Annotated in this window: 10 protein-coding genes; 3 read left to right on the top strand and 7 right to left on the bottom strand. The window is 65.1% G+C overall.

From position 1 onward, the window contains the following. Positions 1-117: 117 nt before the first annotated feature. The 6 genes from HCZ97_RS04400 to purC all read right to left on the bottom strand — a co-directional run bounded on the left by HCZ97_RS04400 (position 118) and on the right by purC (position 6,865). The gene (locus HCZ97_RS04400) at positions 118-1,452 is read right to left on the bottom strand and encodes a sigma-54 dependent transcriptional regulator (RefSeq protein WP_167687463.1); all 1,335 of its coding nucleotides are present in this window, start codon (positions 1,450-1,452) and stop codon (positions 118-120) included. 31 nt (positions 1,453-1,483) lie between these two features. After that, positions 1,484-3,262, bottom strand: a complete 1,779-nt coding sequence (locus HCZ97_RS04395; protein ID WP_167687462.1) for an ATP-binding protein — start codon at positions 3,260-3,262, stop codon at positions 1,484-1,486. A gap of 140 nt (positions 3,263-3,402) precedes the next feature. Further along, positions 3,403-4,494 (bottom strand): hypothetical protein, encoded by a 1,092-nt coding sequence (locus tag HCZ97_RS04390; protein ID WP_167687461.1) that lies wholly within the window; start codon positions 4,492-4,494, stop codon positions 3,403-3,405. A 318-nt stretch (positions 4,495-4,812) separates the two neighbouring features. Then, positions 4,813-5,481, bottom strand: a complete 669-nt coding sequence (gene purQ / locus HCZ97_RS04385) for a phosphoribosylformylglycinamidine synthase subunit PurQ (protein ID WP_167687460.1) — start codon at positions 5,479-5,481, stop codon at positions 4,813-4,815. 383 nt (positions 5,482-5,864) lie between these two features. Beyond that, a complete protein-coding gene (purS, locus tag HCZ97_RS04380) occupies positions 5,865-6,095 on the bottom strand; it encodes a phosphoribosylformylglycinamidine synthase subunit PurS (RefSeq protein ID WP_167687459.1) in 231 nt (76 codons plus the stop codon). Between the two features lie 11 nt (positions 6,096-6,106). After that, complete coding sequence (purC, locus tag HCZ97_RS04375; RefSeq protein WP_167687458.1) at positions 6,107-6,865, bottom strand: phosphoribosylaminoimidazolesuccinocarboxamide synthase; 759 nt, start codon at positions 6,863-6,865, stop codon at positions 6,107-6,109. Positions 6,866-7,044: 179 nt separating this feature from the next. On the opposite strand from purC, the gene HCZ97_RS04370 reads away from it, so the two are divergent. From HCZ97_RS04370 to bmt, 3 genes are all read left to right on the top strand, one after another. Continuing rightward, positions 7,045-7,356 carry a DUF1476 domain-containing protein gene (locus tag HCZ97_RS04370; RefSeq protein ID WP_167687457.1) on the top strand — a complete coding sequence of 104 codons (312 nt, stop codon included), beginning with the start codon at positions 7,045-7,047 and terminating at the stop codon, positions 7,354-7,356. A gap of 233 nt (positions 7,357-7,589) precedes the next feature. Continuing rightward, entirely contained in the window at positions 7,590-9,461 is a 1,872-nt protein-coding gene (locus tag HCZ97_RS04365; RefSeq protein WP_254871349.1) for a phosphatidylglycerol lysyltransferase domain-containing protein, read from the top strand. 34 nt (positions 9,462-9,495) lie between these two features. After that, on the top strand, positions 9,496-10,512 hold the full coding sequence (bmt, locus tag HCZ97_RS04360) for a betaine--homocysteine S-methyltransferase (protein WP_167687455.1): 1,017 nt from the start codon (positions 9,496-9,498) through the stop codon (positions 10,510-10,512). A gap of 177 nt (positions 10,513-10,689) precedes the next feature. On the opposite strand, the gene HCZ97_RS04355 is transcribed toward bmt, so the two are convergent. Next, positions 10,690-11,778, bottom strand: coding sequence for a PA0069 family radical SAM protein (locus HCZ97_RS04355; protein ID WP_167687454.1), 1,089 nt, complete (start codon positions 11,776-11,778; stop codon positions 10,690-10,692). Positions 11,779-11,911: the final 133 nt, after the last annotated feature.

The raw sequence follows: 11,911 nt of genomic DNA, 5'->3' as shown, positions 1-11,911 counted from the left end.
GTGCACGTTGAAGCGGCCCTGCCGCCAGCCGGCGCGGTGATTTGCGTGGCGCGAATTGCAAAAAGCAAACCGGCCCACGGAGAGTTCCGCGGGCCGGTGATCATCTGGCAGAATGGCTTACAGGTAATCTGCGCGTTGCAGCCCGTATTTCGCCATCTTCTCGTTCAAGGTCCGGCGCGGCAGGCACAGCTCTTCCATCACGCTGGCGATGGAGCCCTTGTGGCGGCGCATCGTGTTGTCGATCAGCATCCGCTCGAAGGCTTCCACGTATTCCTTCAGAGGCTTGCCCTCCGTGGTCATCACGGGCTGCATTTCCTCGTGATCGCTCATCAGAAGGCTGGCGATGGTGCCGGAGCCACGGCGCGATTGCAGCACGGCCCGCTCCGCCACGTTGATCAGCTGGCGCACGTTGCCTGGCCAGGGGGCCTGCAGAAGCTGCGCGGCCTCCTGTGCGGTGACCTGCGGCGCCTCGCAGCCGTATTCATCGGCGAATTGCTCACCCAGACGGGTGAAGAGCGTCAGGATATCCTCGCCCCGCTGGCGCAGCGGCGGCACGGTGATGCGCAGCGCGGCCAGGCGGTAGAACAGGTCCGGGCGCAGCACGTCCTCGCAGGTGCGGTCCTGCTCCTGCAGGTTGGAGATCGCCACGATGCGCGTCTCGCCGGGCATCCCCTGCTCATTGATCGCGTTCAGCAGCCGCGCCTGAAGGCTGTCGGACAGCGCCTCGACATCTTCCAGCACCAGCGTGCCGCCGCGCGCTTCCTCGATGGCGGGAAGCTGGCTGTCCTCGGGCTGCATTGGGCCGAACAGGCGCTTGGCCAGCGCATCCTCTTCCAGCGCCGCGCAGGAGATCAGGACGAACTTCTTGCCAGCCCGGGCCCCCACCGCATGCAGCGCATGGGCGACAAGGGTCTTGCCGGTGCCGGTTTCGCCGTCGATCAGCACGTGACCGTCAGCCTGGCCCAGGTCCAGGATATCCTCGCGCAGGCGCTCCATCACCGGGGAGGTGCCGATCAGCTTCTTCATGATCTGGCCGCCGTCCGACAGTTCCTTGCGCAGCTGGCGGTTGTCCATGGTCAGGCGGCGCGCATTGGCGGCCTTCTTGGCCAGCGCCGTCATCTTGTCGGGGTTAAAGGGCTTTTCAAGGAAATCGAAGGCCCCAAGGCGCATCGCCTCGACCGCCATGGGCACATCGCCATGCCCGGTGATCATGATCACCGGCAAAGAGCTGTCGCTGCCCATCAGCTTCTTCAGGAAGGCCATCCCGTCCATGCCCGGCATCTTGATGTCGGAAATGACGATACCCGGATAATCCGGGCCAAGTTTCTTCAATGCCTCTTCCGCGCTCGGGAAGGTTTCCGTGTCATAGCCCGACAGGGCAAGCCACTGGCTGATCGACTGACGCATGTCCTGCTCGTCATCGACAATCGCGATCTTCATGGCTTTTTGCATCGTGTTCTCCGGTCTCGCTTATTGGCGAATGTTATTCTGCGGCTTCAACTTCATCTGATAAGATAGGCAGCTGTACTTCAAAAACAGCCCCACCCGCCTCGGCGTTGCGCGCGGTGAGCCGCCCGCCAAGGTCATTGACGATCCCGGTAGAGATCGCCAGCCCAAGGCCGGTGCCGTCTCCGGGTTGCTTCGTCGTGTAGAAAGGTTCGAACAGCGCATCCAGGTCCTGGATGCCGGTGCCATTGTCACGCACGGTCAGCGTGGCGGTTTCCCCGGCGCTGAGCAGGATGTCGATATGGGCCTCCGCGGTGTTGGAGGTCGCGTCCAGCGCGTTGCGCAGCAGGTTGATCATCACCTGCTCCAGCCGCACGCGGTCGGCCATGACCCGCACGGGGCGGTCCGGGACGGCGCGCGTGATGCGCACCTTGCGCTGGCGCAGCTGGGGTTCCATCATCGCCAGGGCCGAGGCCAGGCTGTCGCCCATGTTCACCGGCTGGAAGGTCTCTCCGCCCTTTGAGGCAAAGCTTTTCAGCTGCCGCGTGATCTGGCCCATGCGGTTGATCAGGTCGTCGATCCGCCCGAAGCTTGACAGCGCCTCTTCCGTGCGGTTGCGCCGCAGCAGCAGCTTGGCACCCGCCAGGTAGGTCTTCATCGCGGCCAGCGGCTGGTTCAGCTCATGGCTGACGGCAGCGGACATCTCGCCCAGGGCCGCCAGCTTCTGGCTTTGCGCCAGGGTCTGCTCGGCCACCTCAAGGCTTTTCTCCATCCGCTCGCGCTCCGCGATCTCGCGTTGCAGGCGTTCGTTCAGCGCGCGCAGGTCGGCGGCGTCGCGGCGGAAGATATCCATCCGCAGCATGGTCTTGCGGCTGAGCGCATAGAAGGCCAGCGCCAGCAGGATGGCAAAGCCCATGATCTCGAGCGCCAGGACCCCGTTCACCTTTTCGCGAACGCTGGCGTATGTGGTGTAGCTGGCCACGGTCCAGCCGCGGAAGGGAATGCGGTTGCTGACCCGCATCACCGCCTCGCCCTCCAGGTAATAGCCATCCACGTCAGAGGCCCAGTCGGCCGTGACCTGAAGCGCGCGTCGGATGGCAGAGCTGGGCGTCTCGCGCGCCACCGCCTCGGGCTCGGTCAGCCCGCGCCAGCGCGGCTCCGTCGACAGGATGATCTGCCCCTGGCTGTCCATCACCAGCAGCGCATCGGAAATCCCCGCCCAACTGCGCTCGAACTTCTGCAGGTCCACTTCCACGACGATCACGCCGATCAGCTGGCCCTGGCTTTCCAGCCGGCGCGAATAGGCAAAGTTGAACCCCGGCGCCTCGCGCGGGATGACGGTAAAGACGGTTTCGTTGGACCGCTGCGCCTCAACGAAGAAGCCGTCGTTGCGGTGCTGTTCGCCCAACCGGTTGCGATCCGTCGCCGCCACCGTGCGCCCGTCGCGGTCCAGCAGCATCAGGCTGGCCGCGCCGATTTCATCCACGAAAGAGATCAGCCGCTGCGACGAGGTCGAGAAATCGCCCGAGTTCAGCGCATTGATCAGCTCCGGATCGCGGGCCAGCAGTTGCGGCACGATGGAGTTGCGGCGCAACTCGCTGACCAGGTTCGCCCCGAAAAGCGCCAGCCGCAGCTCTGCCCGGTTGCGCGTGGTCTCCGTGAAGCGCCCCATCAGGAAGGCATTGGTCACCACCACCACGGCCACGACCAGCACCACGAAGAAGCCAAGCGCCAGCCGCGCCCGCCAGCTTACCGTGCGGGCGGGAGGTCGGGTTGGTGCGGTCTTTCGGGCCCGGTCGGACGCGTTTGGTTCCATCCCGCCAGACTACGCCGCGCCGCAGGGCCGCTCAAGAGAGCGCGGCGCTCGGATGGGCAAGGCGCCGCCTATGGCAAACCCTTGCGGGAAAAGCGCTTGGTGCGCGACCCAAGGCGCGGTGTCGCCCCCGCCTGCGACGGTCAGAAAAGCGGCGGGACTGGAGAGGTCTCAATCAGCCCGGCCTTTCCGAAGCGCCAGCACGTCCGCCCCAGCTGGTAGATCTTGGCGTCCAGGACAGGGTCCCACCGCCTGCGGGTCAGTCTTATCCGCAGCGCCGCCATCCGCAGGCTCGGCGAAAGCCGCGCCCGCCCACGCCCGGCCACCCGTGCCTCCAGTCCCGCGCGCACCTCTGGCGCGGCCCCGGCAAAGAGGCCGCTCAGCACCTTCGGATGCCGCCTGAGCGCTTCGGCCAGCAGCGAGAAACCGGAGACCTGCCCGGGATCGTCCCCGATTTGAACGGAGCCGAACCAGAGCCTGCGGGCGAATGCCAGGGCGAAGAGATCCGTCAGCATCTCTATATTGCGCGCCGAAACATCCCCCTCCGCCAGCACGTGCAGGGGCTTGCCGTCGGTCTCCGGGACCTCGGCCAGCATTAGCAGGCGGTCGATGCCGGGCAGCAGTCCCGGCGCGACCTCCTGCACCTCTCGGCTGTCTGTGCACAACAGCACCGGGCGGCGCTTCAGAGCCGGTGCAAGACGGGTCAGGAAGGCCTTGTAATCGCTTCGGTAATCGCTGTGACGCACATGCACCGCGTCATGCTCCGGGCCCAGCTCCAGGATGCGCCCGCCAATCTCAGAGGCGATCTGCGGATGCAGCTGGAGGTGGCTCAGCAGCAGCAAGCTCTCGTAACCGCCGCCGCTGGTCTCACGCAGCAGCACCTTTTCGGGATGGTCCTTGCCCATGTCGAAGCTCAGCACCGCGCCGGTCATGGCATCCCGGTGGTGGCCGTCCCGATATTCGGGGACATAACTCGAGAGCCGGTGCGCGACTTCGCTTGGCCGCAGGCTGTCTTCGGCGTCAAGCGCGGCCAGCAGGTCCGGTGTGAGGTCCTCAGGCGCCGGGCGCAGCTCGGGACCGGGGCGGAAATACTCTGTCAACTGGGCGTGCAGCCCCGATCGCCGGGTGTCCAGAACCAGGCGCCGTCCGTGGGACTGTGCGTAGCGTCGGGCCAGCTCGACCTGCACAAGGCAATCGTTGAACCCACCCCGGGGCCGGCAGAGCAGAATGGTCATTCCAGGTCCTTCAAAGCCCAGTCCCTTCAAAGCCCAGTCCCTTCAAGCCACGGCAATTGAGCGCCGCGCAACGCCTGAACGCCCCGCGCACCGATGGCGGGCCAAGGCCCGTTGCTTCTGCCTCTATCAACGCAAGCTTGCAAGCGTGGCGCAGCGTTCACTCAAAAACGTTACAACTTGTGGGCTGGTGCCTGCTGCGGCGCGGCGGCCTGGAACGTGCCCCGCAAAGCAAAATGCGCTGCCGCATGGTGCGACAGCGCAATCTTGGGTGATCTCTGAAACCAGTCCCGCCCGTGGCAGAGCGGGAGCTTTGCGCGCTCAGGCGGCGACAAGCGCCCCGGCGATGCCGGTGAACAGCGCCGCGCCATCGGTGCCGCCGTGGCCCTCGTCCGCGGCCCGCTCCGGGTGCGGCATCATGCCAAGCACGCGGCGGTTCTCGCTCAGCACGCCGGCGATATCCCCGGCAGAGCCATTGGGGTTGTCTTCATAGGTAAAGGCGATCCGGTCCGCATCCGCCAGCGCCGCCCGCAGCGCGTCATCGGCCTGGTAGTTGCCATCGTGGTGCGCAATCGGGATAGAGACCGTGCTGCCCGCGTTGTACCCTTGGGTGAACACGCTGTCAGAGGTGGTGACCGTCAGCGGCACATGCTTGCAGATGTACTTCAGCCCGGCATTGCGGATCAGCGCGCCCGGCAGGATGCGGGTTTCCGTCAGGATCTGGAAGCCGTTGCAGATGCCCAGGGCATAGCCGCCGCGATCGACGTGGCGCTTGAGCTCGGTGCAGATCGGGGAATTGGCCGCGATGGCCCCGCAGCGCAGGTAATCGCCGTAGGAAAAGCCGCCCGGCACGCCCACGATGTCCACGCCGTCCGGCAAGGTGCTTTCCTTGTGCCAGACCATGGTCACCTCCGCGCCCACGGCCTCGAAGGCCACTTTCAGATCCCGATCGCAGTTGGATCCGGGGAAAACAAGGACAGCGGCTTTCATCGGCAGGCACCTCGCGGGGTTGGATGTGGATGGGTGTTCCGGCTTGGCTGCCTCTTACGTCCCAAGCGGCAGCGAAGGCAAGCCTTTCCGACCACCCGTCCCGGCTTTGCGGGCCATTTGCGCGCCCTGTGAAGCGCCGCCGCGGAATCCCGCGCCCCGATCACGGCCCGACGCAACGCGCGCTCTCTTAACCCGGCCAATTACCGACACGCGCACCGACGTAATACCGACGTGATACGGACGTGAAACAGACATGGGAAAATCGCCGGATTTCAGACCGTTTACCGGTGAATCGATGGCCTGGCGCGAAAAAGCGCACCGACAGTCCTGTCGGTGCGCTCCGCACGGTCTTCGTGAAGACCGCGTTAATCTTTCAGAGACTTTCAGCCGATCTCGACGGAGTAGCTTTCGATCACCGTATTGGCGAGCAGCTTTTCGCACATCTCGGTGACGGTCGCTTCCGTGGTGCCCTCTGCCAGGTCAAGCTCGATGACCTTGCCCTGGCGGACCCCTTCGACCCCGTCGAACCCCAGGCTGCCGAGCGCATGGCGCACGGCCTCGCCCTGGGGATCCAGAACGCCGTTCTTCAGCATGACATGGACACGGGCTTTCATCGGCGGGCTCCTCAGTTGATCAGCGTGGGTTTGCTCGGGCCGCTGGTCTTGGGCATCACGCCCAGGCGGCGGGCGACCTCTGTATAGGCATCCGTCAGGCTGCCCAGGTCACGGCGGAAGACATCCTTGTCCAGGTGCTGACCGCTTTCGATATCCCAAAGGCGGCAGCTGTCGGGGCTGATTTCATCAGCAACCACAAGACGTTGGAAGTCACCTTCAAACACGCGGCCGACCTCGATCTTGAAGTCCACCAGCCGGATGCCGGCGGCCAGCATGACGCCGGACAGGAAATCGTTCACGCGCAGCGCAAGATGCAGGATATCGTCCATGTCCTGCTGGCTGGCCCAGCCGAAGGCGGCGATATGCTCTTCGCTGACCATGGGATCGCCAAGCGCATCATCCTTGAAGCAATACTCGACGATCGGGCGCGGCAGCGGCGTGCCTTCCTCGATGCCAAGGCGCTTGGACAGGCTGCCGGCGGCCACGTTGCGCACGATGATCTCCAGCGGGATGATCTCGCAGCTGCGGCACAGCTGTTCGCGCATGTTCAGGCGACGGATGAAGTGCGTGGGAACGCCGATGCCGTTGAGGCCGGTCATGAAGAACTCGCTGAGACGGTTGTTCAAGACACCCTTCCCCTCGATCGTCGCTTTCTTCTCGGCGTTGAAGGCCGTGGCGTCGTCCTTGAAATACTGGACGATGGTGCCGGGCTCCGGGCCTTCATAGAGAATCTTGGCCTTGCCTTCATAGATTTTTTTGCGTCGCGCCATGGCCTGGGCCTCTCAATAGCAGGGAGAAGAGTCTCGCCGTTGCGACCTCTTAGTGCAAGCCTGCCTCGCCCGCAAGAGAGCCGCGCGGCTGCGGTCCCCCGCGCCACCGTCCTGTCGCTTCCGCTTGGGAAATCGACCCTTTCGTGGCATGATACAAGGGCATAACGCGGGAGAAAGCCATGAGGACCTTCGACGAACGCGAACGCGCCTATGAGGCCAAGTTCGCACTCGACCAGGATCGTCTCTTCGCCATCCGCGCCCGCCGCGACAGGCTGGTCGGGCTTTGGGCCGCAGGGATCCTGCGACTGCCCGAAGCAGAGGCCGAAACCTATGCTCAGTCCAACGTGCAGGCAGGGCTGGCGGGCACGTCAGGCCAGGGCGTGCTGGCACGCCTGACGCAGGATCTGACCGGATATGCCACGGAAGCCCAGATCGCCGAACGCATGGCCGATTACCTGGTCCAGGCCGCGGAAGACCCCGAGGCCGCCTGACCCATCAGATCAAGCCCGGCAGGCAAGCTTCTGGAACCGCTTGATTTTCAGCCGCCCCTTACGTTGTGCGTGAAGGTTGCTCTGCGATGCCAACAGGTCAAATTCACAGGGTTTCGGACCGGGCGTTTAAGCTTCTGGCAAGGCGCAGGCCCTAGTCCTTCTCGCGGAGTGAGTGGAGAGGACCTGTAATGACAATGGCCAGTGGCGCGCCCCGGCGTGGGCGCCGTGGAGTGATGCGCCTTGCCCTTCCCCTGACAATCGGCGCGGTCTGCCTCTGGCTTCTGGCCGGGCGTCTTTCTTCGCTTGAGCCCGCGCATCTCTGGGATGCCTTCCGCGCGGTTCAGGCGCCCCAATGGGCTGCCGCCGTCGCCGCCACCGCGCTCAGCTTCTGGGCGCTTGGTCGGTACGATGCCGTCATGCACCGCCACCTGCGCACAGGCGTTTCCGATACGGAGGCACAGGTTTCCGGCGCGTCCGCCATCGCTTTTGCCCAGGTGCTGGGGCTGGGCGTGGTCACAGGCACTCTGGCGCGCTGGAAACTGGTGCCCGGCCTCGGGGCCATGCGGGCCGCGCAGGTGACCGCCGCCGTCTCCCTGTCCTTCCTGCTGGCCTGGGCCGTGGTCACAGGACTGGCCTGCCTAGTTCTGGCGCCGGGGCTGCTGCCCGTCGGGCTGGCGCTTATGGCGCTCTTCCTCGGGCTGGGCCTTCCGGCACTCAGCCTCTTCGTCCCGCAACTGCGCCTCGGTCGCTGGCGCCTGCGCATCCCCTCCCTCCATGCTATTGCCGCCATTGCCTTTTTCGCGGTCATAGACACCTTCGCCGCGGCCGTCGCTCTGCATGTCCTGCTGCCCGGTGCCGTGCCCTTCACCCTGCTGCTGCCCTGCTTCCTGCTGGCCCTCGGCGCTGGCCTTTTCGGTAGCACCCCCGGCGGTGTCGGCCCGTTCGAGCTGACCTTACTGGCCCTCCTGCCGCAAGTGGCAGAGGCAGAGCTTATGGCCACCATCCTGGCCTTCCGCCTGGTCTACTACGCCGCCCCCGCCACAATCGCGCTTGGCTACGCCATGGCCCAGGGCCTGCATCGCGCGCGCCACTGGGAAGACCACGTGCCGCGCCGTCATGTCCCCCGCGACATCCCCGAGCTCTTGCTGGACCTTGCGCCCCGAAGTGAATGTGGACTGGCCCGACAGAACGGTGCCCGCATGCTGGGCACTAGCCATAACAGCGCGCTTGTCATCGACACGCCGCAAAGCCTCACGCTGCTCTTCGATCCCCTCTGTGGGCCGCTGAAGCCGTTGCTGCCACGACTGGCCGCAGCCGCGCGGTCTTCCAACCGGATCGCGGTGGCCTACAAATGCTCGGCCCGCAACGCGGTCGGGGCCCGGGATTTGGGCTGGAAATGCCTCAGGGTCGCCGATGAAGCCATTGTCATGCCTCAGGATTTCACCCTTGAAGGGTCTCGCTTCCGTCAATTGCGCCGCAAGCTTCGCAATGCAGAGAAGGCAGGGATCTCGGTCACCCGCGCGCGCCAGCTGCCCTTTGATCAGATGGCGGCGCTGGACCTCTCCTGGAGCGCAGAACATGGTCAGGCGCGCGGCCTTTCCACCGGGCGCTATGACCCGGATTACGTCGCCGACCAAAGATGCTACCTGGCCTGGCGGGGCGAAAAGCTGGTGGCCTTCGTCACCTTCCACGAGAACCGCCAACAGCTCTGCCTTGACCTGATGCGCCATGGCGCGGACCTGCCTGACGGCACCATGCACCTGCTGATCACGGCCGCGCTGCAAGACGCCCGCGCAGAAGGCCTGCCCCTCTCCCTCGCCGCCATGCCCGCCCGCGACCTGCGCGAACATCCCCTGATGGCGCGCCTGCGCAATCGCATCGCCCGGCAGTCCGGCGGCGCTGGCCTTATCCGTTTCAAGGACAGCTTCGCGCCGCGCCGCATACCGCTCTACATGACCGCGCCCAGCCACCTGTCGCTGATCCTTGCAGCAGCGGACCTGGCCCTGGCCATGCGCCGCCCGGCGCCAAGGGCCCAGCCCCTTTCCACCCGCCAACAGGCATCGTATGACGGGGAGACGGCAAAAGCCTGCGCCCTGCGGAGTTGACCCGCCCGGCGTCTGAAATCGCAAGGAGTCCGAAATGACCAATGCCCTCTCCCGCCTGCTGGAGACACGTGACTGGCTGATGGCCGATGGCGCAACCGGTACCAACCTCTTCAACATGGGCCTCAGCTCCGGCGATGCGCCGGAAATGTGGAATGAGGAACATCCGGACCGGATCAAGAAACTCTACAGCCTGGCCGTGGATGCGGGCTCGGACCTCTTCCTGACCAATTCCTTCGGAGGCAACGCCTCTCGCCTGAAGCTGCACGGCGCCGAAAAGCGCGCGGGCGAGCTCTCCCGCATCTCCGCCGAGCTGGGCCGCGACGTAGCTGACAAGGCCGGCCGCCCGGTCGTTGTCGCAGGCTCCGTCGGACCCACCGGCGAAATCATGGCGCCCATGGGCCCGCTCACCCACGAATTGGCGGTCGAGATCTTCCATGAGCAGGCCGAGGGCCTGAAGGCCGGTGGCGCAGACGTGCTCTGGCTCGAAACCATCTCCGCGCCCGAGGAATACCGTGCCGCGGCCGAGGCCTTCAAACTGGCCGATATGCCCTGGTGCGGGACCATGTCCTTTGACACCGCGGGCCGCACCATGATGGGCGTCACCTCCGAAGCCATGGTCAAGATGGTGGAAAAGCTGGAAAATCCCCCCATCGCCTATGGCGCAAACTGCGGCGTCGGTGCCTCCGACCTGCTGCGCACGGTGCTGGGCTTCTCCGCCTCCGGTGTCGAACGGCCCATCATCGCCAAGGGCAACGCCGGCATCCCGAAATACGAAGACGGCCACATCCACTATGACGGCACGCCGGACCTCATGGCGGAATATGCCATTATGGCCCGCGATTGCGGTGCCACAATCATCGGCGGCTGCTGCGGCACCATGGCCGAGCACCTCGAGAAGATGCACGAAGCGCTGGAAAGCCGCCCCCGCGGGCCGCGCCCGACGCTCGAGCAGATCACCGAGAAACTCGGTGGCTTCTCCTCGGCCAGCGATGGCACCGGCGATGACGCCAACGCCGTCCCCGCACGCAAATCACGCCGCCGTCGCGGCTAATTTCTGGTTTTAAATCAAAGGCCTGCGCGCCGAACCTAAACAAGATCCGCGCGCCGCCCCGCCTGATTTCTTCTTGCCGGAAAACTCTGGGGGAACGCTCCCTAACCCCATCGAGGGGTCAGGGAGCGTGGGGGCAAAGCCCCCGCCGCCCGCACCGCCTGGCTCGCACCTAGGCCATCAGAACAGCGACAATTGCTCTCCCGGTTTCACCGGCACCCGGAACAGGTCACAGCGCAATTCCGGCTGCGCCTGATCCAGACCCAACCGCTTGACCGCAAGGCGAAACCTCTGCCCGATCATGGCCGCATATGGCCCCGTCCCGCGCATGCGGCGGAACCATTCGGCCTCGTATTCCTTGCCTCCATGCATCTCCCTGAGCCGCGCCATTACGCGTGCGGCCCGTGCCGGGTAATGCTCTGCCAACCAGTCCTGGAACAGCGGTGACACCTCGTGCGGCAAGCGCAGCATGATCCAGCTAGCCGAAGAGGCACCGGCTGTATTTGCTGCGGCCAGGATCGCCTCGATCTCTGCCTCCGTCAGCCCGGGCACCACCGGAGAGACCATGACCCGCACCGGCACCCCGGCCCTGGCCAGCCCCCGGACCACCTCCAGCCGCTTCTCCGGCCTTGGCACGCGCGGCTCCATCCGGCGCGCGATCTCCGGATCCAGCGTGGTGATGGAGATCCCCACCTGCACCAGCCCCAGCCGCGCCATCCGTTTCAGAATATCCAGGTCCCGCAGAATACCCGTCCCCTTCGTGGTGATCATCACAGGATGGCGATGCACCTCAAGCACCTCAAGGCAGCTGCGCATGATCTTGCGGTCGCGCTCGATCGGTTGGTAGGGGTCGGTATTGGTGCCGATCGCAATCGGGGCCACCTTGTAACTTTTCCGGCCCAACTCCCGCGCCAGAACCTCTGCCGCATCGGGTCGCGCGACAAGCTTGGTCTCGAAGTCCAGACCTGCCGACAGGCCCAGGTAGCCATGGGTCGGGCGCGCGAAACAATAAATGCAGCCGTGTTCGCACCCCCTGTAAGGATTGATCGTCCGCTCGAAAGGCAGATCCGGGGACGTCGTGTAGTTGATCAGGCTCCTGGGGTGCTCATCGCTCACCTCCGTGCGGATCTGCTGCATGTCTTCGGCAATCTCCCAACCGTCATGTTCCGGCGCGCGCTCCTGGCGCTCAAAGCGACCGGGCGCATTGCTGGCCGCCCCGCGACCTTTGCGGGCATCGCTGTCAATCTGATGGGCATAGGTTCGGAACATAGGGGGAACATACTGCCTTCGCCCCATGATCTCCATGAATTTTTTTCAGTATTTCTTTCCAACCGGAGGAGTATAAGTCGGCACAATGACGCGATCTGTCGCATTTCGACCAGTCAGGTCTCCCGTTCGGGGA

Source organism: Pseudooceanicola sp. HF7 (assembly GCF_011806405.1).
In the GTDB taxonomy this organism is placed as follows: domain Bacteria; phylum Pseudomonadota; class Alphaproteobacteria; order Rhodobacterales; family Rhodobacteraceae; genus Pseudooceanicola.
The sequence above is the reverse complement of the archived record's forward strand: the minus strand, read 5'-3'. Positions and strand labels throughout refer to the sequence as shown.